23 protein-coding genes are annotated in these 19,505 nt (G+C 72.4%); 11 read left to right on the top strand and 12 right to left on the bottom strand.

Annotated features, from left to right (window positions below; genetic code table 11):
• Window positions 1-136: 136 nt before the first annotated feature.
• Window positions 137-1,789, bottom strand: coding sequence for a diguanylate cyclase CdgB (gene cdgB, locus HEK131_RS01955; protein ID WP_244333450.1), 1,653 nt, complete (start codon window positions 1,787-1,789; stop codon window positions 137-139).
• 315 nt (window positions 1,790-2,104) lie between these two features.
• Here cdgB and HEK131_RS01950 point away from each other — a divergent pair, with 315 nt between their 5' ends.
• From HEK131_RS01950 to HEK131_RS01940, 3 genes are read left to right on the top strand one after another with little or no spacing between them, the layout of a single operon-like run.
• Window positions 2,105-2,677, top strand: a complete 573-nt coding sequence (locus tag HEK131_RS01950; RefSeq protein WP_244333449.1) for a flavin reductase family protein — start codon at window positions 2,105-2,107, stop codon at window positions 2,675-2,677.
• A gap of 37 nt (window positions 2,678-2,714) precedes the next feature.
• Window positions 2,715-2,939 carry a hypothetical protein gene (locus HEK131_RS01945; protein WP_217461374.1) on the top strand — a complete coding sequence of 75 codons (225 nt, stop codon included), beginning with the start codon at window positions 2,715-2,717 and terminating at the stop codon, window positions 2,937-2,939.
• A gap of 9 nt (window positions 2,940-2,948) precedes the next feature.
• Window positions 2,949-3,410 (top strand): GNAT family N-acetyltransferase, encoded by a 462-nt coding sequence (locus HEK131_RS01940; RefSeq protein ID WP_244333448.1) that lies wholly within the window; start codon window positions 2,949-2,951, stop codon window positions 3,408-3,410.
• 6 nt (window positions 3,411-3,416) lie between these two features.
• Here the strand turns inward: HEK131_RS01940 and HEK131_RS01935 are convergent, their stop codons facing one another.
• A complete protein-coding gene (locus HEK131_RS01935; protein ID WP_244333447.1) occupies window positions 3,417-4,574 on the bottom strand; it encodes an agmatine deiminase family protein in 1,158 nt (385 codons plus the stop codon).
• Window positions 4,575-4,728: 154 nt separating this feature from the next.
• Here HEK131_RS01935 and HEK131_RS01930 point away from each other — a divergent pair, with 154 nt between their 5' ends.
• Complete coding sequence (locus HEK131_RS01930) at window positions 4,729-5,310, top strand: TetR/AcrR family transcriptional regulator (RefSeq protein ID WP_217461377.1); 582 nt, start codon at window positions 4,729-4,731, stop codon at window positions 5,308-5,310.
• Window positions 5,311-5,374: 64 nt separating this feature from the next.
• On the opposite strand, the gene arfB is transcribed toward HEK131_RS01930, so the two are convergent.
• Window positions 5,375-5,803, bottom strand: coding sequence for an alternative ribosome rescue aminoacyl-tRNA hydrolase ArfB (arfB, locus tag HEK131_RS01925; protein WP_244333446.1), 429 nt, complete (start codon window positions 5,801-5,803; stop codon window positions 5,375-5,377).
• 185 nt (window positions 5,804-5,988) lie between these two features.
• On the opposite strand from arfB, the gene HEK131_RS01920 reads away from it, so the two are divergent.
• The 3 genes from HEK131_RS01920 (at window position 5,989) to HEK131_RS01910 (ending at window position 8,152) form a co-directional block, all read left to right on the top strand.
• Window positions 5,989-6,564: a TerD family protein gene (locus HEK131_RS01920; RefSeq protein ID WP_161148496.1), complete on the top strand. Its 576-nt coding sequence runs from the start codon at window positions 5,989-5,991 to the stop codon at window positions 6,562-6,564.
• A gap of 114 nt (window positions 6,565-6,678) precedes the next feature.
• Window positions 6,679-7,617 carry a bifunctional GNAT family N-acetyltransferase/NUDIX hydrolase gene (locus HEK131_RS01915; RefSeq protein ID WP_244333445.1) on the top strand — a complete coding sequence of 313 codons (939 nt, stop codon included), beginning with the start codon at window positions 6,679-6,681 and terminating at the stop codon, window positions 7,615-7,617.
• A gap of 34 nt (window positions 7,618-7,651) precedes the next feature.
• Window positions 7,652-8,152 (top strand): hypothetical protein, encoded by a 501-nt coding sequence (locus tag HEK131_RS01910; protein WP_217461491.1) that lies wholly within the window; start codon window positions 7,652-7,654, stop codon window positions 8,150-8,152.
• Between the two features lie 4 nt (window positions 8,153-8,156).
• On the opposite strand, the gene HEK131_RS01905 is transcribed toward HEK131_RS01910, so the two are convergent.
• Window positions 8,157-8,843 carry a pentapeptide repeat-containing protein gene (locus HEK131_RS01905; protein WP_244333444.1) on the bottom strand — a complete coding sequence of 229 codons (687 nt, stop codon included), beginning with the start codon at window positions 8,841-8,843 and terminating at the stop codon, window positions 8,157-8,159.
• Between the two features lie 73 nt (window positions 8,844-8,916).
• On the opposite strand from HEK131_RS01905, the gene HEK131_RS01900 reads away from it, so the two are divergent.
• Window positions 8,917-10,434, top strand: a complete 1,518-nt coding sequence (locus HEK131_RS01900; RefSeq protein WP_217461381.1) for an MFS transporter — start codon at window positions 8,917-8,919, stop codon at window positions 10,432-10,434.
• A gap of 6 nt (window positions 10,435-10,440) precedes the next feature.
• On the opposite strand, the gene HEK131_RS01895 is transcribed toward HEK131_RS01900, so the two are convergent.
• Window positions 10,441-11,067, bottom strand: coding sequence for a rhomboid-like protein (locus HEK131_RS01895; protein ID WP_217461382.1), 627 nt, complete (start codon window positions 11,065-11,067; stop codon window positions 10,441-10,443).
• A 49-nt stretch (window positions 11,068-11,116) separates the two neighbouring features.
• On the opposite strand from HEK131_RS01895, the gene HEK131_RS01890 reads away from it, so the two are divergent.
• The 3 genes from HEK131_RS01890 to HEK131_RS01880 are packed head-to-tail and all read left to right on the top strand — an operon-like array spanning window position 11,117 to window position 14,174.
• Window positions 11,117-11,962, top strand: coding sequence for an aminoglycoside phosphotransferase family protein (locus HEK131_RS01890; RefSeq protein ID WP_244333443.1), 846 nt, complete (start codon window positions 11,117-11,119; stop codon window positions 11,960-11,962).
• Between the two features lie 59 nt (window positions 11,963-12,021).
• On the top strand, window positions 12,022-13,089 hold the full coding sequence (locus tag HEK131_RS01885) for a right-handed parallel beta-helix repeat-containing protein (RefSeq protein ID WP_244333442.1): 1,068 nt from the start codon (window positions 12,022-12,024) through the stop codon (window positions 13,087-13,089).
• A gap of 59 nt (window positions 13,090-13,148) precedes the next feature.
• Window positions 13,149-14,174, top strand: coding sequence for a methyltransferase (locus HEK131_RS01880; protein WP_217461385.1), 1,026 nt, complete (start codon window positions 13,149-13,151; stop codon window positions 14,172-14,174).
• Window positions 14,175-14,263: 89 nt separating this feature from the next.
• Here HEK131_RS01880 and HEK131_RS01875 read toward each other — a convergent pair whose 3' ends face one another.
• The 7 genes from HEK131_RS01875 to HEK131_RS01845 are packed head-to-tail and all read right to left on the bottom strand — an operon-like array spanning window position 14,264 to window position 19,483.
• Window positions 14,264-14,587, bottom strand: a complete 324-nt coding sequence (locus HEK131_RS01875; RefSeq protein WP_217461386.1) for a TcmI family type II polyketide cyclase — start codon at window positions 14,585-14,587, stop codon at window positions 14,264-14,266.
• A gap of 29 nt (window positions 14,588-14,616) precedes the next feature.
• Entirely contained in the window at window positions 14,617-15,093 is a 477-nt protein-coding gene (locus HEK131_RS01870; RefSeq protein ID WP_217461387.1) for an SRPBCC family protein, read from the bottom strand.
• Window position 15,094: 1 nt separating this feature from the next.
• Window positions 15,095-15,352, bottom strand: coding sequence for a phosphopantetheine-binding protein (locus HEK131_RS01865; RefSeq protein ID WP_217461388.1), 258 nt, complete (start codon window positions 15,350-15,352; stop codon window positions 15,095-15,097).
• A 24-nt stretch (window positions 15,353-15,376) separates the two neighbouring features.
• The gene (locus tag HEK131_RS01860; protein ID WP_217461389.1) at window positions 15,377-16,615 is read right to left on the bottom strand and encodes a ketosynthase chain-length factor; all 1,239 of its coding nucleotides are present in this window, start codon (window positions 16,613-16,615) and stop codon (window positions 15,377-15,379) included.
• A gap of 7 nt (window positions 16,616-16,622) precedes the next feature.
• Window positions 16,623-17,882, bottom strand: coding sequence for a beta-ketoacyl-[acyl-carrier-protein] synthase family protein (locus tag HEK131_RS01855; protein WP_217461390.1), 1,260 nt, complete (start codon window positions 17,880-17,882; stop codon window positions 16,623-16,625).
• On the bottom strand, window positions 17,879-18,340 hold the full coding sequence (locus tag HEK131_RS01850) for a cupin domain-containing protein (RefSeq protein WP_244333441.1): 462 nt from the start codon (window positions 18,338-18,340) through the stop codon (window positions 17,879-17,881). Before HEK131_RS01850 ends, HEK131_RS01855 begins: the two co-directional genes overlap by 4 nt.
• Window positions 18,341-18,397: 57 nt before the next feature.
• Window positions 18,398-19,483 (bottom strand): SchA/CurD-like domain-containing protein, encoded by a 1,086-nt coding sequence (locus HEK131_RS01845; RefSeq protein WP_244333440.1) that lies wholly within the window; start codon window positions 19,481-19,483, stop codon window positions 18,398-18,400.
• Window positions 19,484-19,505: the final 22 nt, after the last annotated feature.

The following is a 19,505-nucleotide window of genomic DNA, read 5'->3' as shown; positions in this document are numbered from 1 at the left end:
CAAGTGCGGGCGGGCGGGGTACGGGGTTGGAATGGCGAGCCTACCCTCCCGCACACCCCGATTCGCTCGGACGGGGGACCCCCGAACGGACGCCTGAACCGCAGAGCCCGGCGCTGTCAGCGCACTGACCTGCACTTCACCCGGCACGCCGATGCTGTTTGGGACGAGATCGTTTCTCAACGTACATCCGCTCGTCGGCGGACTTCAGCACTTCGTCGGCCGTCATCCCGCAGTGCGCCCAGCCGATGCCGAAGCTGGCGCCCACCCGGACCGCCCGGCCCTCGGCCCGGATCGGCTGGATGATCTCGCCGCGCAGCCGCACCGCGAGGTCGGCGGCGTCCGCCTGGCCGAGGCCGTCGGCGAGGATCACGAACTCGTCGCCGCCGAGCCGGGCCACGGTGTCGCCGTCGCGCACCCCGCCGCTGAGCCTGCGGGCCACCTCGATGAGGACCGCGTCGCCCGCGTTGTGCCCGAAGCGGTCGTTGATCGACTTGAAGCCGTCCAGGTCGCAGAAGAGGACCGCGAGCCCCTTGGTGCCGTCGTCGGGGCCCTGCTCGGGGGCGACGGTGTGCACATGGTGGTCGAAGGCGTCGTACGCCTCCGCGCCGGGCGCGAAGTCGAAGCCGTGGGCGTCACCGGACCCGGCCGGGTGTCCGTAGGCGGCGTCCAGCGACTCCAGGGCGTCGAGGTGGGCCGGGCGGCGGCACAGCCGGGCGGCGAGCCGGGACCGCAGCTCGGCGGAGTTGGGCAGCCCGGTCAGCGAGTCGTGGGAGGCGCGGTGGGCGAGCTGGAGCTCGCGGCGCTTGCGCTCCTCTATGTCCTCGACGTGGGTGAGCAGGAAGCGCGGGCCGTCGGCCGCGTCCGCGACGACGGAGTTGCGCAGCGACACCCATACATAGCTGCCGTCGCGCCGGGCGAGCCGCAGCTCGGCCCGGCCGCCCTCGGCGGAGGTGCGCAGCAGGGTGCCGATGTCCTCGGGGTGGACGAGGTCGGAGAAGGAGTAGCGGCGCATCGCGGAGGCGGGCCGGCCGAGCAGGCGGCACAGGGCGTCGTTGGTGCGCAGGATGCGGCCGTGCTGGTCGCCGCCCATCTCGGCGATGGCCATGCCGGAGGGGGCGTACTCGAATGCCTGGCGGAAGGATTCCTCACTGGCGCGCAGGGCCTGCTGGTCGCGCTCCAGGCGGACCAGGGCGCGCTGCATGTTGGCGCGCAGATGGGCGTTGCTGATGGCGATGGCGGCCTGGAAGGCGTACATCTGCAGGGCCTCACGGCCCCAGGCGCCGGGGCGCCGTCCGGTGATCGGGCGGTCGACGGATATGACGCCGAGCAGTCCGCCGCGGGCGCCGCCCTGGCCGCCGGGGGCGTACATCGGGGCGAAGAGCCGGTCGCCGGGGTGCCACTCGTCGGGGAAGCGGGGCGCGGGGCCGTCGCTGTACCACTGCGGGACGTCGTCGTCGTCGAGGACCCAGCCCTCGGTGTGGGGTATGAACACCAGGTCGCCCCAGACCTCGCCCATGCCCAGCCGGCGGTCCCAGGACTCGCGGGAGCCGGTGCGGCCGGTGATGAGGGCTTCGGCGGCGGAGTTGCCGGAGACGGCGGCGACGACCAGATCGCCGTCGGGGCGTACGAGGTTCACGCAGGCCATCTCGTACCCGAGGGCGCCGACCGCGCCGTCGGCGACGATCTGCAGGGTGTCGGCCTGGCTGCGCGCCGTGTTCATCTCGGCCATGACCTGGTGAAGCTGACGCAGTGACGTCAGAGGGACGTACGGCTCCTGATCGGTCTCCATGCTCGCCCTCCCCCTGCTGTCCACAGGCTTTCCCGCCACTGAATCACAGCGCGCTGCTCACTCGGTACACAGGGTCAACAATTCCGTACTCCTTGTGACTCAAGTCACAGAAGAACTTGAACAATTGAGTGCAGTTTCCGCACTTTCCCGTTGCGTTCCGCGATCGCAAAGGCTGCGAAGTTGCGCATATGCCGCTGTGCTGGTCCACCGGCGGCGGCCTGTTCCGGGGCCGTCGGTCCGGTCCTGCGGTCCTAGGTCCGGACTCGGCCCAAGGCCCGATGCGGCGGGCGGGGGCCGGGGATTAGCGTTTCCGGCGTGCTGAACCCTCCCTCCCCCACCGCCACGGCCGCTTCTGTGCATGCTGAGGGGGTGAGCGACGACGAGTTCCGGGCCGCGATGTCCCGGCTGGCCGCGGGCGTGGTGCTGGTGACCGCGCAGGAACCGCCGCTGGACCCCGACGACCCGTACGCGCCGGGCACGGAGGACGTCGGCATGACCGCGACCGCCTTCATGTCGGTCTCGCTGGACCCGCCGCTGGTGCTGGTCAGCCTGCGCACCGGCTCCCGCATGGACGACCTGCTGGACGAGCAGCCGCTGTGGGCGGTCTCCGTGCTGGCCGAGAACCAGCGGCAGATCGCGGGCCGCTTCGCCATGAAGGGCCGCATCAGCGACCGCCTGCTCTTCGCCGACCTCGCCCCGGACCGCGGCGAGGCCACCGGCGCGCCCCTGATCGCCGACGCGCTGGCCACCCTGGAGTGCCGCACCGAGCAACGGGTGCCGGCCGGCGACCACACCCTGGTCATCGGCCGCGTCCTGACGGCACGCGTGCCGAGCGCCGAGGGCGGGCCCCTCATGTACTACCGGGGGCGGTACCGGCACCTGGGCTGAGCGCAACCGTCCGGGGGCGGTGGATGTCACCTCCCGCGTGACCGTTCCCGACCGCCTCCGCCCGGCCTTCGAACTGGCCGTGTTCGCCGCCCCGCCGCTGATGCCCTGCCTGGCCGTCCCCGCGGCCGTGACACCGGCGGCGCGCATCCGCACCGGCACCTGGGGGCGCGCCTGGCCCGTCAGCGCCGAGTGCGTCACCGAGGCGGGCGCGGCCGCGGTGCCGCGCCGTAAAAGGATGGTGCACGTGGAGCGGGCTTCGTAGGGTGCCCGCATGTCGCTCCGTCTTGCCGAGGTCACATCCGCGAACCTCGGAACCGCCCTGGCCATCCGCGTGCGTCCGGACCAGGATCACGCCGTCGAGCCGGTCGCGCACTCGCTGGCCGAGGCGTACGTGCACCCGCCGGGCGTCGCCTGGCCTCGGCTGGTCCTGGACGGAGAGCGTCCGGTCGGCTTCCTGATGGCCTTCCTCGACATCGACTGGCGCGGCGACGGGAGTGTGCGGCGCTCCGGCCTGTGGCGGCTGAACATCGACGCGGGCGAACAGGGCAAGGGGTTCGGGCGCTTCGCCGTGGAATCCGTCGCGGCGGAACTGCGGCGGCGCGGCTGCGGGGAGCTGTACGTCACCTGGCACCCCGGCGCCGACGGGCCCGGCGGGTTCTACCGCCGGCTGGGCTTCCGCACGACCGGTGAGACGAGCGGCGGTCAGACGGTGGGTGTGCTCGGCCTCGCTTAGCCCCGGTCAGTCGACGGGCCTGCCCGGCTGGTCGTGCGTCGAGCAGTGGATCCCGCCGCCGCCCGAGGCGATGGTGTCGATCACGACCGGCACGATGTCCCGCTTCGGGAAGTGCTCCTGGAGGATGCCCCGCGCGCGGTCGTCGGCCCTCCTGTCGCCGAACCTCGGCATGAAGACGGAGTCGTTGGCCACGTAGAAGTTGGCGTACGTCGACACGAAGTCGTCGCCCTCCCCCGTGATCCTGCCGAGGTCCGGCTGCGGCAGGTCGACGATCTCCAGGTGCCGCCCGCGGGCGTCGGTGGCCTCGCCGAGCACGTGACGCGCCTGGTCCGCCGCGCGCGACCAGGAGTCGGCGGGAGACCCGGCGGCCGCCCGGTCGACCAGGACCACGCCGGGCGCGGTGAACCGCGCGAGGCTGTCCACGTGCGCGTCGGTGATGTCCTCGCCGCGGACGCCGCGCAGCCAGATGACCTTGCTCACCCCCAGCGTCCGTCCGAGTTCCACCTCGATCCGGTCGCGGCTCTTGCCGGGGTTGCGGTTGTCGTTGACGACCGAGCTCTCGGTGAGCAGCAGGGTGCCCTCCCCGTCGGTCTCGAAGGAACCGCCCTCGGCGACGAGCGGGGCCTTCACCCGAGGGACGCCGTACCGGTCCAGCAGCGTGGCCGCGACGCGGGCGTCGTTCGCGTGCTCCTGCTTGTTCCCCCACCCGTTGAAGTTGAAGTCGACGCCCGTGACCCTGCCCGCGTCCTCCACGAAGACGGGCACGATGTCCCGGGCCCACAGGTCGTCGACCTGGAGCGGGATGACCTCGACCTGCGAGCCGCAGGCCCGCTGCGCCGCCTTCACCTGCTCGGGCCGGGCCATCATCACGACGTACTCGTACTCCGCGACCGCCCGTGCCACCCGTGCGATGTCCTCCCGGACGTAGGGGAGGTCCTCACCCCACACCGGGTCCAGCGCCGGCCACGACATGAAGGTCCGCGCGTGGCTCTCCCACTCGGCGCCGAAGCGGACCGTCCGGCCGCCGCCGTCCTGGCCGGCGGAGGTCACGTCCGCTCCCGCGAGGTCCCCCGGGCCGCAGGCCGCCGCGCCGAAGGCGACGGCACCGAGGCCGGCGAGCGCGCGCAGGACGGTGCGGCGGGGAGGGGAGGGCTGAGGGGACACGGTGCTCCGATCATGGACGTACAAGACTATTCGGCCACACAGGACGGCGCGCGGGGGCGCCGAGAGCGCCGGGACCGTGGCCTCAGAGTGTCACTGACTGAATTTTCAGTCAAACATGTGCCGGGGAAACGCCCGCCGGATAGGGTGTGCGGTCATGGCATCGCGCACGACACAGATCCTCGAAGCGGCTGTCCGGGTGATCGCCCGGCACGGGGTTCGCGGGCTGCGCGTGGAGGAGCTCGCCGCCGAGGCCGGCGTCTCCACGGGGCTGATCTACTACCACTTCAAGGACCGCGCCGGAGTCCTGCGCCGCACCCTGGAGTTCATCAGCGACCGGGCCGCGCACTACACCGCGGTCCGCGACCCCGGCGCCGCGCCACTCGGCCCGCGCGAGGAGCTCGAACAGATCCTCCTGCTGGAACTCCAGGACACCGACGAGGTGCGGGAGAACAGTTCCGCCTGGGGTGAGCTGCGGGCCAGCGCCGTGTTCGACGCGCTGCTGCGCGAGGACCTCGCCGAGGCGACCTCGGTGTGGGTGCGCGAGGTCGCCGCGCTGCTGGCGCGGGCGGAACCCACGGCCCCGGCGTCCGCCGCCGAGTCCGCGGCCGAACGGCTCACCGCGCTGGTGGAGGGGCTGAGCATGCGCTGGCTCAGCGGCGGCATCGCCGTGGACCGTGCCCGCGCGCTGATGCGGGACGCCGTCGAGGCGGAACTCGCCGCGCTGCGCGAGCGCTGACGGGCGTCCGCCGGGTGCGCCCTCCGGGCAGCCCGTCAACCCTGGAGGCCCAAAAGGGCCTGACTCAGCCCCAGTCCCGCCCCGAGCGGCCGCGCTTGGTGTCCGCGCGTTGCTTCTTCTCGCGCAGACGGCGCTCGTTGATGCCGCGTGGGATGCGGGTGGGACGGCGGGGCTTGGGCGGGGGCGCGCTGGCCTCGGCGAGGAGCGCGGCGAGACGCACCGCCGCGGTCTCCCGGTTGCGCCACTGGGACCGGTGCTCGGAGGCCCGTACGACGACGACGCCGTCCACCAGCCGCCCGGCCAGCCGCTCCAGCGCCCGTTCCTTCCACACCGGAGGCAGTGCCTCGGTGCCGGCGAGGTCGAAGCGCAGCTCCACCTGGGAGTCGCTGGTGTTGACGTGCTGGCCACCGGGCCCGGAGGACCGCGAGAAACGCCACGCCAGCTCGGCCTCGGGAAGCGAGACCGAGCCGCGGATGAGATAGGGCCCGGACATGACCCCCATGTTCCCGGCTCCGGGCACCCTGAGTCACCCCGATTTCCGGCGCGCCTGCCGACGGCTCCGGAACAGCTCGGTAAAAAAGGTAAAGCGGGCAGGAACCTGAGGCACCCCTCCCGCCGTTCTTACCGGTGACGTAGCTTCGTCGGCACAGATACCCAAAAGGGAAGGGACTCCCAATCATGGCTGTAAGCCTGTCCAAGGGTGGCAACGTCTCGCTCACCAAGGAGGCACCGGGCCTGACCGCCGTCACCGTGGGCCTCGGCTGGGACGTCCGCACCACCACCGGCACGGACTTCGACCTGGACGCGTCCGCGATCGCGGTCAACACGCAGGGCCGGGTCTACTCCGACGCGCACTTCGTGTTCTTCAACAACAAGCAGACCCCGGACAGCTCCATCGTCCACACCGGCGACAACCGCACGGGCGAGGGCGCGGGCGACGACGAGGCGATCAACGTCAACCTGGCCGCCCTCCCGGCCGACGTCGAGAAGGTCGTCTTCCCGGTCTCGATCTACGACGCCGAGAACCGCGGCCAGAACTTCGGCCAGGTCCGCAACGCCTACATCCGCATCGTGAACCAGGCGGGCGGCGCCGAGCTGGCGCGCTACGACCTCTCCGAGGACGCGGCCACCGAGACCGCCATGGTCTTCGGCGAGCTGTACCGCAACGGCGCGGAGTGGAAGTTCCGCGCGGTGGGCCAGGGTTACGCCTCCGGCCTGGTCGGCATCGCCCAGGACTTCGGCGTCAACGTCTGAGAAACGGCTGCCGCCCCGGCTCCGGTCCACCACCGGAGCCGGGGCGGCGCGGTGCCTTCGCCCACCCCGGAATTCCCGTGGGCCGGAGCGGGCGCACGCGTTAGCGTGCCTCGGGTGATCCTCGAACCCGTGCCCGCCGGGGGCGCCCTCCCGGCCCCGCTGCTCGCCGAACTGACCGCGCTGTACGCCTCCCAGCAGGCGTTCCACACGCTCAGCGGCGAGTTCCCGGACCCGGCGGACATCCGGCCCGAGCAGGTCGCGGACGCGGTCGCGGCCGAACTCGCCCATCCCGGCGCGGAGATGCTCCTCGCCCGGGTGGACGGCCGGCTGGTCGCCGTGGTGAGCACGCTGGCCCGTCATCCCGATCCGGCCGACCCCGATCCGTGGATCGGGCTGCTGATGGTCGACGCGGCCCAGCAGGGACAGGGATTCGGGCGCCGTGCCGCCGAGCTGACCGAGGAGCGGTTCCGGGGCGCCGGGCGCCAGGCGGTCCGGCTCGCCGTGCTCGACGGCAACAGCGCGGGCCTGGCCTTCTGGCGGACCCTCGGCTACGAGACCGTGGACCACCGCCGCGACCGCGAGCTGGGCCGCCCCTGCGCCGTACTGCGCAAGGTACTGCTGCGCACGCCGAGGCGGGCCGCCCGCACGGCCGTGGTCGCGCCGGACGGCGCGGTGTTCCTCTTCCGCCAGGAGAACGTCGAGACCGGGCCGCACTGGGCGCTCCCCGGCGGCGGCATCGAACCCGGCGAGAGCCCCCGCGAGGGCGCCGTACGGGAGCTGGCGGAGGAGACCGGCTGGACCGGTCTGGAACCCGGCCCGCTGCTGTGCACCTGGGAACACGACTTCACCCGCGCCGGCGTCCCGGTCCGCCAGCACGAGCACGTCTACGTCGCCCGCGGCCCGCGCCGCGAGCCCACCGCACCCGCACTCACCACCCACCGTGCCGAGGGCATCCTCGACTGGCGCTGGTGGACCCCGGCCGAGCTGCTGGACACCGCCGAGCCGGTGTGGCCCCCCGGCCTGGGCCGCCTGCTGACAGAGGGGGCGGGCTGAGCGGGGTCCGGCCCCCGGCGTGGGACCATCTGACGTGCTCGACATCGGCTACGCCCTCTCCAACCGCTTCCCGGACCCCCCGCAGACGGACTACCGCCGGGCGGACGTCCGCGCGCTGCGGCACGACCTGTTCTGCGGTGACGTCTACCTGGCCGACACCAAGTCGGACCGGGAGCTGTCCACAGCCTGGGGATGGGTGCCGGTGCTGGACTTCGCGTGGGCGCTGTGCGACATCGCGGAGCAGTTGGACAAGGACCCCATGGGGTCGCGTGCCTCCCGCCCGCAGCGCGCGGAACTGGACTTCACCGAGTCCAGCGACCGCATGCTCTTCGAGCGCCGCTTCGGCTGGGTGGACATCGAGTCGGACTGGATGCCCGCCGAGGAGCCTCCGCTCAACTTCTCCCACGCCGAGTTCCGCCGCGAGGCCCGTGACTTCCTGCACGACGTCATCGCGGACCTGACCGACATGCACGAGGACCTGGCGGAGAACCCGGCGATCTGGACCCTCCAGGCCCGCTACCCCCGGCTCTCCTGACCGCTCACTCCACCCTGATCCCCAGCTCCGCCGCCAGCAGCGGGGCGAGGTCCAGCAACTGCCCGGTGCCGATCAGCGCGCCGGACAGCCGGTCCAGCCCGCGGGTGATCTCCAGCGGAGCGGCCCCGCGCAGGTCGACGTCCTTCAGCGTGGCGCGGGAGAGGTCGGCGGACTTCAGGGCGCAGTCGACGAACTCCACGCGCTCCAGCCTGGCCCCGCCGAAGTCGGGCTCCACCAGGACGCAGGACTCGAAGACCACGTCCTTCAGCCGGGCCTCGCGCAGGTTGAGGAAGTCGAGCTTGCCGCCGCGCACCACCACCCGCTCCAGCACCGCGCCGTGCAGTTGGGCTCCGCCGAGCCGGGGCGAGCGGAACTCCACGTCCCGGAAGGTGGCCTCGGCGAGCTGGGTGCCGACCCCCCGCACCCCTTCGAGCACGGAGTCCAGCACCCGGGCCCGGCCGAGCCCCGTCTCGTCCAGTACACAGCCGGTCAGCAGGCAGTCCATGAAGCGGGCGCCGCCGCCGTGCTGCCCGGACAGGTCCGCCCCCTTCAGCTCCAGCCCGTCATAGTCCCCGTCCCGCTCCAGTTCCGTGTCCGCCCAGGGGGTCAGGGGCGGCAGCCGCAGCTCCGGGCGCCGCGCGCCCCGTACCGCCGTGGTGCCGCCCGTGCCCGTCGCCCGCCTCGTCGCCATGGGCCCATGCTGCACCCCGCCACTGACAACGGACGCGGATGCGATACCTCCCGATCCATGGTGTTCTGGCCAGATGAGCATCGGCCGAACGGGTGAGCCAGGTCCGGTTCCGGCCCGAACCGAGGCAGCCGATCCCCACCGCTGGTGGGGCCTGGTCGTCATCGCGCTGGCGCAGTTGATGGTGGTGCTGGACGCGACGATCGTGAACATCGCCCTCCCCTCCGCGCAGACGGCCCTCCACATGTCCGACGCCAACCGGCAGTGGGTCATCACGGCCTACACGCTCGCCTTCGGCGGACTTCTGCTGCTGGGCGGGCGGATCGCGGACCTGGTGGGGCGCAAACGCACCTTCGTCATCGGCCTGATCGGCTTCGCGGGGGCCTCCGCGCTGGGCGGAGCGGCGGGCAGCTCCGCCATGCTCTTCGGGGCGCGGGCGCTCCAGGGCGTCTTCGCGGCCCTGCTCGCGCCGTCCGCGCTGTCCCTGCTGACCACGACGTTCACCGACCCGCGCGAGCGCGGCAAGGCGTTCGGCATCTACGGCGCGCTCGCGGGCAGCGGCTCGGCGATCGGGTTCATCCTGGGCGGCCTGCTCACCGAGTACCTGAACTGGCGCTGGTGCCTGTACGTCAACGTGCCCATCGCCGTCGCCGCCGTCCTCGGCGCCTTCGCCCTGCTGCACGACCGTCCCGGCCACGGCGGCGCGGCCCGGCTGGACGCGCGCGGCGCGGTGCTGGGCTGCGGCGGCCTGGTGGCCATCGTCTACGGCTTCAGCGAGGCCCAGCCGCGCGGCTGGACCGATCCGCTGGTGCTGGCGCTGTTCGCCGCCGGGATCGCGCTGCTGGCCGTGTTCGTGTGGTGGCAGAACCGCGCGCCGGACCCGCTGCTGCCGCTGCACATCGTCCGGGACCGCAATCGCGCGGGCTGCTTCCTGACCATGCTGCTCGCGGTGATCGGGCTGTTCGGGCTGTTCCTGTTCATGACCTACTACCTGCAGGTCGTCCTCGGCTACTCCCCCGTCCGCGCGGGCCTGGGCTTCCTGCCGCTGACGGCCGCGATCATCATCGGCTCGACCCAGATATCGGCCCGTCTGCTGAACCGGGTGGCGCCGCGCATGCTGATGGTGCCGGGCATGCTGCTGGCCACCGGCGGGCTGCTGCTGCTCACGCGGATGACGGTGCACTCCTCGTACACCTCGGAGATCCTGCCCGCGCTGCTGCTGCTCGGGCTCGGCATGGGCCTGACCTTCATGCCGGTGTTCGCCACCGCCACGGCCGGGGTCGCCCCGCGCGACTCCGGGGTCACCTCGGCCACCGTGAACACCGCCCAGCAGGTCGGCGGCTCCATCGGTACGGCGCTGCTCAACACCATCGCCACCACGAGCGCGGCCGCCTACGTCACCGCGCATCTGCGCGGCCCGGCCGACCGGGCCGCCGTGGTCCCGGCGGGCGTCGTGCACGGGTACACGGTGGCGATCTGGTGGGCGGCGGCCGTGATGCTGCTGGCCGCGGTGGTGGCGGGGGTGATGGTGACGGCGAAGCCCCCGCGGCACGGCCTACCGGCCAAGGCGCAGGTGCGGGAGTCGGTCGGCTGAGCGGCGTCAGCTCCGCAGCGCGGTCAGGGTCTCGCGCGGGTTCCAGGTCCGGCCCCGGCCCCGGACGAGCGGATAGCAGGCCAGCCCGATGAGGGCGGCGAGGGCGTGGCCGACGTCGGTGAAGGTGCGGCCGGCGGCGAGCGGAAGCGCGTACACCGCGAGGAGGACGGCGAGGTACGGGTACCGCCAGGGCGGTGCGATCCGGTACGTCAGCACGCCCATCACGCCCGCGAGCGCGTAACTCACCCCGATGTCCAGGGTGTTGACCGCCGAGGGCGGGGCGTGCCCGTCGTTCACGGCCTTCAGCAGGGCCAGCTCGCTGATCAGCGTGGCCAGCACGTGCGCGGCCGCGCACACCGCGAGCCACCGCCCGGTACCGAGCCACCGCTCCGCCTGCGCGTGGAACACCGTGTACGCGGCGGCGTACGGCAGCCAGTGCCCGCCGTCGATCCACATCGCACTGGTGATCAGCACCCGCACCGGGTTCTGCGACAGCTCATGGATGTTGGTCGAGCGCTGCCGCAGGAACTCCTTCTCGAACTCCGGCGACATGTGGTGCAGAGCCACAGTGCTGACGAACAGCACGGCCAGCCACACATAGGTGCCCGGAGCGGAGCGCACATAGGCCGCCACCGCCCGCCCACCTCGCCCCGCTCGGCTACCCAGGCTCACATCCGCAAGTATGGTCGGCGGGGTGAGCGAGGTGCCCGGCGAGCTGGTCCGGCGGGCCGGGGATTTCCGGCGCCGCTGGCGGCTGCGCGCGGACGGCCCCGCACTGTCCGGCGTCTGCTCGCTGGTCCTGCCGGTGACGGCGGCCGACGGCACCCCCGCCGCCCTCAAGGTCCAGCACCTGGACGAGGAGACCGCGGGCGAGGCGACGGCCCTGCTGACCTGGGCCGGGGACGGCGCCGTACGGCTGCTGGCGCACGACGCGCCGACCGGCACCCTGCTGCTGGAGCGGCTGGACGAACACCGCCCGCTGTCCGGGCTGCCCGACGCCCACGAGGCGACCGGCGTCATCGGCGACCTGCTGGCCCGGCTCACCTCCCACGCCGCTCCGCCCGGACTGCGCCGACTGGGTGACATCGCGCGCTCGATGACGGAGCGCGTCCCGTGGGCCCTGCGCACCGAACCCGACCCCGGCACCCGACGCCTGCTGCGGGACTGTGCGGCAGCGCTCGGCGAGGTCGCGGACCAGCCCGGTGACCGGCTGCTCCACTGGGACCTGCACCACGGCAACGTCCTGGCCTCCGGCCGGGCGCCCTGGCTGGCCATCGACCCCAAGCCGCTCGCCGGCGACCCCGGCTTCGAGCTGCTTCCCGCCCTGGCCGACCGCTACGACCCGGGCGGCACTCGTCGGCGCTTCGACGTCCTCACCGGCGCCCTCGGCCTGGACCGGGAGCGGGCGCGGGCCTGGACGCTGGCGCGCGTGCTGCAGAACCGGCTGTGGCAGCTCGCGGAGGGGCACGCCGGGCGGCCCGCGCAGGACGTACGGCTGGCGATCGGGCAAGCACTGCGCGGAGGCTGACACGCCCCCGGACGGACCATCGCCGGGATACCGGATTAAACGGTCATACCGTACGCGGTATGAAGAGATGTCACATCGCATATCTCGCCTGCGCCGCGGCCCTGGTGGGCGCGGGTGTGGGGGCGGCCCCCGCGGTCGCCGCTCATCAGACCCTCGTGGTCCGTCCGGGCGAGTCGATCCAGAAGGCCGTCGACGCCGCCCAGGCCGGTGACACCGTGCTGGTGCTCGCCGGTACCTACCACGAGAGCGTGCAGATCGGCACGCCCCGCCTCACCCTGCGTGGTGCGGGCGCGCGCACGATCATCAAGCCCGCCGCCACCAAGACCGGCAAGGACGCCAACAGCTGTGCCGAGAACGGCAACGGCGTCTGCGTCCTCGGCACCAAGACCAAGGACGTCGAGGGCGTCACCGTCGCCGACCTCACCGTCACCGGGTTCGCCCGCGCCGGGGTGTTCGGCATGGCGACCGACCGCATGACGGTCCGCCACGTGCACGCCGTCGACAACGACACCTGGGGCATCGCCCAGGAGCGCTCCACCGGCGGCGTGTTCCGCGAGAACGTCGCGCAGCGCAACGGCGACGCGGGACTCTTCCTCGCCAACACGGTCAAGGAGGAGGCGGGCGCGTACGACGCCGGGCGGACGCTCGTCGAGCACAACCGGCTCCAGGACAACCGCATCGGCGTCACCGTCCGCCGGCTGCGCAACCTGACCGTCTCGGACAACGGCATCAGCGGCAACTGCGCCGGCGTCTTCGTCGTCGGTGACGAGAACGCCCCGAAGGCCGGTCACCTGACCGTCTCCCGCAACCGCGTCTCGCAGAACAACAAGTCCTGCCCGAAGACCGAGCGCCTGCCCGCCCTCCAGGGCTCCGGCATCGTGCTCACCGGCGTCGAGCAGACCCGCGTGACCGGCAACCTCGTGCGCGACAACGCGGGTGCCTCCCCGCTCTCCGGCGGCATCGTGCTCTTCAAGAGCATGGTCGGCGCCACCGGCGACCAGAACCTGATCGACGGCAACACGCTGTCGGCCAACGCCCCCGCGGACCTGGTGAACACGGACACGGGCAAGGGCAACACCTTCGAGCGCAACTCCTGCCGGGCCTCGAAGCCCGCGGGCCTGTGCTGACCGCCCGCCCGCTGCCCATCGATGACCGAAGAAGGCCGAAGAACGAGAAAGGGCGGCAGATGACGACCGCTGAGACAGCCCCACCGCCCCCCATGCGCCTGCGCGAGCTGGTGTTCGGGGCGGCCTGCGCCGCCGCCGTCCGGGCCGCCGCCCGGCTCGGCGTCGCCGACGCCCTCGGTGACGACCCGAAGCCCGTGGAGGACCTCGCGGCCTCGGTGAAGACCGAGCCCAAGCCGCTGCGCCGGCTGCTGCGCGCCCTGTCCTGCTACGGCGTCTTCGCCGAGCGCCCGGACGGCACCTTCGCGCACACCGACATGTCCCGCCTGCTGCGCGAGGACGACCCCAACAGCCTGCGCGCCATCGCCCTGTGGTGCACCGAGCCGTGGACCTGGGACGCCTGGCCCAGGCTGGACGAGGCCGTGCGCACCGGGGACAACGTCGTGGAGTCCCTCTACGGCAAGGAGTTCTTCACCTACCTCAACGAGGACGCCCCCGAGTCCGCGGACGTCTTCAACCAGGCCATGACCCGCTCCAGCGAGCAGTCGGCCCGCGAGGTCGCCGCGCTGCTCGACCTGTCCGGCGCCTCCTCGGTGGCGGACTGCGGCGGCGGCCAGGGCCATGTGGTGGCCTGCCTGCTCGACAAGTACCCGACGATGCGCGGCAGCCTGCTGGACCTGCCCCGCGTGGTCGAGAACGCCCTGCCCCGCCTGCGCACCGGCGACCTCGCCGACCGCGCCGAGATCGTGCCCGGTGACGTGCGCGCCTCGGTCCCGGTGAAGGCCGACGTCTACGTCATCAAGAACATCCTGGAGTGGGACGACGAGAGCACCGCCCGCCTGCTGGGCAACGTCGTCGCCGCGGGCGGCCCCGGCACCCGCGTCATCGTCATCGAGAACCTCGTCGACGACACCCCCTCGATGCGCTTCAGCACCGCGATGGACCTGCTGCTCCTGCTCAACGTGGGCGGCGCCAAGCACACCACCGAGTCCATGGTGGGCCGGCTGACCTCGGCGGGCCTGGTCGTGGACGACATCCGTCCGGTCAACCCGTACCTGCACGCCTTCGAGTGCCACGTCGCCGGCTGACCGGAGACGAGGCACCCGGAAACCGGCCGCCGGGCCCGCGACGCTGCGGGCCCGGCGGCCGGTGGTCTTCCCTCGGGGGAGCGGGACGGTCAGTCGCGCTCCCACACGTAGAAGCGCTCCGCCATCGCGTCCTTCGGGGAGCGCCAGGTCTCCGGGTCGTACGCGCTGACGTACGCCGACAGGCGCTCGCTGATCCCGCGGAACTCCGGGTGGCCCGCCACCTTGGCGATGGCCGGGGCCGGGTCGGTGTCCGACTCGACGAGGTGCATGTACACGTCGCCGAACTGGAACAGGCTGCGGCGGCGCACCCCGACGAGGTGCGGCAGCTCGCCCCGGTCCGACTCCGCGAAGATCTTGGCGATGTCCTGGGCGGAGCCCGGTGCCATCCGGGCCACGATCAGTCCCTGGTGCATGGGGGTCGTCCTCTCGTCCCGCTCGCCGGTCAGTCGGCCAGGGCCGGGGCGGGGCGGTCCCCGGCGGCCTTCTGGATCTTGTCCCGGATGAGCGCCATCTGGACCTTGGAGTTGCGGTTGATGTTGTCGGTCATCCACTCGTCGTCGACCGGCGCCTCGGGCTTCATGGCGAAGTCCTGCGTCCACACCATGCGGGTACCGGCGGGCACCTCCTCGTAGGCCCAGTGGATGTCCATGTGGGCGAACGGGCCCGTCTCCACGCGGCGGGCGCGGACGGTGAGGTTCTCGCGGTCCGGCTCGCGCTCGGAGACCCAGCTCCACACGGTGCCGTTGTCGTCCGGGTGCATGGTCAGCCGGAACGTCGTCTTGCGGCCCTCCCGCTTGAGGACCTCGACGGAGGCGTACTCGCTGAAGAGCTGCGGCCAGTTCTCCAGGTCGTTGGTCATGTCCCAGACCAGGTCGAGCGGAGCGGCGATCGTGATCTCGTTCCGGGTGTGTCCGGCCATGTCAGGCTCCTGCCATCAGTGCGCTGTTGACGAGGTCGAGGAAGGCTTGCGGGGTCTTGCAGCGCTCGGCGTCCGGGGGCATCGGGGTGCCGTGCCGGTTCTCCAGCTCGCCGACGATGCCCAGCAGGCCGAGCGAGTCGAGGCCGAGCGTCTCGAACGCGGTCTCGGGCTGCTCCCGCAGCACCTCGGGCGCGACGGTGATGCCCGCCGCCTTCTTCATCAGTGCGGCCAGTTCTTCTTCGGTGATCTGCGCGTTCATGCCGTTCTCTCCTTTGCTGTTCGCCTACTGGGCGCCGTGCCGGAGCACGAGCGCCGAGTTCGACCCCATGAGGCCCCGGCTGAGGACCAGCGCCGTACGCGGCTGCGCGACACGGGCGCTCCCGGTCACGAGGTCGATGTCGTGGCAGATGTCGGCCACGTTGGGTGTCGGCGGGATCAGGCCGTGCTCCATCGCCAGCACCGCCGCCGACACGTCCAGTACCGGTGCCGCGCAGTAGCCGCGGCCGATGCCGGTCTTCGGCGCCGTCACCGGCACCCGGCGGCCGTGCTCACCGAGCGCGTCCACCAGCGCCAGCGCCTCGGCACGGTCCGCCTCCGGCACCCCGAGGGCGTCGGCGAAGACCATGTCGACCTCCTCCGGGGCGCAGCCGGCCTCGGCCAGTGCCGCCCGGATGGCCTGCGCCAGCCCCTCGCGGGACTCGGCCCAGCGGGAGGCCCCGGTGAACGTCGCCGCGTGTCCCGCGATGTACGCCCGGACCTCGGCCCCGCGCTCCCGCGCGGACCGCTCCGCCTCGACCACGAGCATCGCGCCGCCCTCGGCGGGCACGAACCCGCACGCCGCCTCGGTGAAGGGGCGGTACGCGCGCGCCGGGTCGCTCTGACCGCTCAGCTCCCCGTACCCGAGCTGGCAGACCACCGAGTACGGCGCGAGCGGCGCCTCGGTGGAGCCGGCCACCATCACATCGGTGCCCCGGCGTACCGCGCGGGCGGCGTGCGCGAGGGCGTCCAGACCGCCCGCCTCGTCGGAGGCGACCACCGAGCAGGGCCCCTTGAAGCCCCGCCGGATGGAGATCTGGCCGGTGCTGGCCGCGTAGAACCAGGCGATGGACTGGTACGGGCCGACGAACCGGCTGCCCTTGCCCCACAACTGCTGGAGCTCGCGCTGGCCGAACTCGCCGCCGCCGGAGCCGGAGGCGGTGACCACCCCGATGGAGAACGGGTTCTGCGCGGTGTCGGCCTGCCCCAGCCGGGCGTCCTCCAGCGCGCGGTCCGCCGCGGCCATGGCGAAGTGCGTGAACCGGTCGGTCTGCACGAGGAAGCGTTCCTCGACCACCGCCGGGTCGAACTCGCGGACCTCGCCCGCCACCTTCAGCGGCAGGTCCTCGCAGCCCTCGCGGGTCACCCGGTCCAGGACGCTGATGCCCTCCTGGGTGGACTTCCAGAAGGTCTCGGTGCTGATGCCGTTCGGCGCGACCACCCCGATACCGGTGACGGCCGCGCGCCGTTGCTCGGTTGCGCTCATCGTGTCCTCACTCCCTCGGCCGGGTCAGGATCACCGCGGACTGGAAACCGCCGAACCCGCTGCCCACGGAGAGCACGCCGTTCAGCTTCCGCTCCCTCGCCTCGCGCGGGACGTAGTCCAGGTCGCACTCAGGGTCGGGGGTCGTGTAGTTCGCGGTCGGCGGGACTGCCTGCCTGGCGAGCGCCAGGACACACGCCACCACCTCGATGGCCCCGATCGCCCCGAGGGAGTGCCCCACCATCGACTTGATGGAGCTCATCGGGGTGTCGTAGGCGTGCTGCCCGAGCGCCCGCTTCACCGCGGCCGTCTCGTGGCGGTCGTTCTGCCGGGTGCCGGAACCGTGCGCGTTGACGTAGTCGATCGCGGTCGGGTCGATCCGGGCCTGGTCCATGGCCGTCTCGATCGCGCGGGCCATCTCCAGGCCCTCGGGGGTCAGACCGGTCATGTGGTACGCGTTGCCGAACGTGGCGTAGCCGCTGAGCTCGCAGTACACGTGCGCACCGCGGGCCCGCGCGTGTTCCAGCTCCTCCAGCACCAGCACCGCGCCGCCCTCGCCCATGACGAACCCGTCACGGTCGTTGTCGAAGGGCCGGGAGGCGTGCGCCGGGTCGTCGTTGTTGGAGGACGTCGCCTTGATCGCGTCGAAGCACGCCATCGTGATCGGCGAGATCGGCGAGTCGGAGGCACCGGCCAGGCATATGTCCGCCCGGCCCTCCTGCACGGTGTGGAAGGCGTACCCGACCGCGTCCAGACCCGAGGTGCAGCCCGTGGACACCGTCTGCACCGGGCCCCGCGCGCCGAACCGCTCGGCCACCGACGAGGCGACCGTGCTGGGCGAGAACGCCCGGTGAAGCTCCGGCCGGGCCTGGGTGTGGTCCACATCCCAGCGCTGGCCACCATGGCTGACCAGCACATAGTCGTTCTCCAGCCGGGTGGTGCCGCCGACCGCGGTGCCGACCGACACCGCGATCCGCCACGGGTCCTCGGCCGCCAGGTCGAGACCCGAGTCGTGCACCGCCTCGTCGCCGGCCACCAGCGCGAACTGGATGTACCGGTCCGAGCGCGCCACCTGCTCGGCGTCCAGACCGTAGGCCGACGGGTCGAAGTCGCACTCGGCGGCGATCCGCGAACGCAGCCCCGAGGGGTCGAAGAAGGTGATGCCCCGCGTGGCGGTCCGGCCGTTGGACAGCAGGTCCCAGAACGCGGGCGCGCCGATCCCGCCCGGAGCCACGATGCCTATGCCCGTGACCGCCACCCGCCGGGTCATGAGCGCACCTGGTCCCGGCCCGCGGCAACGGCACCACCGGCCTCCGTCACCACCGCGGCGGCCCCGATGACGTCCGTCTCCTCGGTGTCCACGTGGCCGTCCTGCGGGCGCGGGGCCAGCGGACCCAGGTGGAAGACGAGGCGCGCCTCGTCGTCACCCACATTGCGGAAGCGGTGCCGCATGTGGGCGGGGATCAACAGGCCCTGCTCCGGCACGAGGGGGTGCGCCTCGCCGTCGAGGTCCACCTCCAGCCGGCCGCAGATCACGTACACGAACTCCTCGGAGTACGGGTGGTAGTGCTCGCCGATGCGGTCGCCGGGCTGCACGATGGCCACGCCCATGAAACCGCTGGTGGAGCCGACCGTCGCCGGGGTCAGCATGGCGCGCAGGTCGCCGCCGCGCCGGGTGTTGTGCTCGGTGTCCTTCAGGTCGATGATCTTGGGACGGTTTTTGATCACAGCTTCCTCCGTTGGATGTGCCGCGTCGGCGGTTGCGGGGTGAGGGGCGGGCACGGATCAGGCGTCCGAGGCGCGGCGGTCGGTGACCAGGTCCATCCGGACGGCCTCGCCGGCGAGCAGCCCGCGCACCTGGGCGGCCGCCCGCGCGTCCTCCGGCAGCGCCTCGACGTCCGTGCCGCGTACGTCCACCAGGCGCACCACCACGTCGTCGCGCTGGAAGACCGTGCTGCGCAGCACCTGGCTCGTCGGGTCCTCGGCCGCGGTCTGGTCGTACTGGGAGATCAGTTCCGCCAGCCGCATGCCCTGGTCGGCGCGGGCCGGGTAGAACAGCGCGAGGCGGTTGCCCTCCGCCTGCTCGTCGGCCACCACGTGGTGCACCGCCGGGAGCGCCGCGCGGGTGAAGAACATGCGGGCCGACTCCTGGTCGTCCAGGTCCCGGTCCTGCTCCAGGTAGGGGTTGATGGCCTCCTCGACCGCCCGCACCTCGGGCTGCCGGGCCACGTGCCGCAGCGCCGCGAGCAGGTCGCCGCGCACCTCGATGGCCCGCACCACGCGGTTGCCCTGCATGAACAACGAGGTCCGCACCAGCTCCGTGGTGTCGTCGACGCGGGCCTTGGGCGAGGCGTAGTCCGAGAGGATCGCCGCGACCTTCTCCTCGGTGCCCGGCTTCACGGTGAAGGTGAGCGCGTGCCGGATGACTCCGTCACCGATGCGCGGGTGGGCCTGGAGGCGGCGGCCGGGGGCCGACTCGGCGGGGACCGCGGGGCCGCCCGTCTCGCGGACGATGTGGAAGCGCAGCGAACGGGTGTCGCGGACGCAGGAGTGCAGCGGCTCCACCATGTGCACGTGCTCCTCGCTGTTCACCCAGGTGAGGAACGGCGGGGCGCTCTCCCACTCGCTGGTGATCAGCCACTGCGAGGGGTTCTCGATGGACTGGCAGAGCTGGTCGCTGACGTGACCGGGAACCTGCGCGACCTGGGCGCAGAGCAGCTCGTACGCCTCCAGGAACTGCTGCTGAGCGCCGTCGTACACGTCGACCAGAAGGACGACCCGCAGCGGGGAGCCGTCGAACACGGACTGGGAGACACGCTTGGACACCTCGCGTGTCAGCGTTTCTGAGGGACGTTCAGACGTGGTGGTCATCCTGCACACATCTCCTTCGCGG

The sequence above is a fragment of the Streptomyces seoulensis genome, from assembly GCF_022846655.1.
Classification (GTDB): domain Bacteria; phylum Actinomycetota; class Actinomycetes; order Streptomycetales; family Streptomycetaceae; genus Streptomyces.
The sequence above is the reverse complement of the archived record's forward strand: the minus strand, read 5'-3'. Positions and strand labels throughout refer to the sequence as shown.

Coding starts and splice junctions, on each gene's coding strand:
- cdgB (WP_244333450.1), bottom strand. CDS start 1,789: ATGGAGACCGATCAGGAGCCGTACGTCCCTCTGACGTCACTGCGTCAG.
- HEK131_RS01940 (WP_244333448.1), top strand. CDS start 2,949: ATGTCGCTCCGTCTTGCCGAGGTCACATCCGCGAACCTCGGAACCGCC.
- HEK131_RS01930 (WP_217461377.1), top strand. CDS start 4,729: ATGGCATCGCGCACGACACAGATCCTCGAAGCGGCTGTCCGGGTGATC.
- arfB (WP_244333446.1), bottom strand. CDS start 5,803: ATGTCCGGGCCCTATCTCATCCGCGGCTCGGTCTCGCTTCCCGAGGCC.
- HEK131_RS01920 (WP_161148496.1), top strand. CDS start 5,989: ATGGCTGTAAGCCTGTCCAAGGGTGGCAACGTCTCGCTCACCAAGGAG.
- HEK131_RS01905 (WP_244333444.1), bottom strand. CDS start 8,843: ATGGCGACGAGGCGGGCGACGGGCACGGGCGGCACCACGGCGGTACGG.
- HEK131_RS01900 (WP_217461381.1), top strand. CDS start 8,917: ATGAGCATCGGCCGAACGGGTGAGCCAGGTCCGGTTCCGGCCCGAACC.
- HEK131_RS01890 (WP_244333443.1), top strand. CDS start 11,117: ATGGTCGGCGGGGTGAGCGAGGTGCCCGGCGAGCTGGTCCGGCGGGCC.
- HEK131_RS01885 (WP_244333442.1), top strand. CDS start 12,022: ATGAAGAGATGTCACATCGCATATCTCGCCTGCGCCGCGGCCCTGGTG.
- HEK131_RS01880 (WP_217461385.1), top strand. CDS start 13,149: ATGACGACCGCTGAGACAGCCCCACCGCCCCCCATGCGCCTGCGCGAG.
- HEK131_RS01875 (WP_217461386.1), bottom strand. CDS start 14,587: ATGCACCAGGGACTGATCGTGGCCCGGATGGCACCGGGCTCCGCCCAG.
- HEK131_RS01870 (WP_217461387.1), bottom strand. CDS start 15,093: ATGGCCGGACACACCCGGAACGAGATCACGATCGCCGCTCCGCTCGAC.
- HEK131_RS01865 (WP_217461388.1), bottom strand. CDS start 15,352: ATGAACGCGCAGATCACCGAAGAAGAACTGGCCGCACTGATGAAGAAG.
- HEK131_RS01860 (WP_217461389.1), bottom strand. CDS start 16,615: ATGAGCGCAACCGAGCAACGGCGCGCGGCCGTCACCGGTATCGGGGTG.
- HEK131_RS01855 (WP_217461390.1), bottom strand. CDS start 17,882: ATGACCCGGCGGGTGGCGGTCACGGGCATAGGCATCGTGGCTCCGGGC.
- HEK131_RS01845 (WP_244333440.1), bottom strand. CDS start 19,483: ATGACCACCACGTCTGAACGTCCCTCAGAAACGCTGACACGCGAGGTG.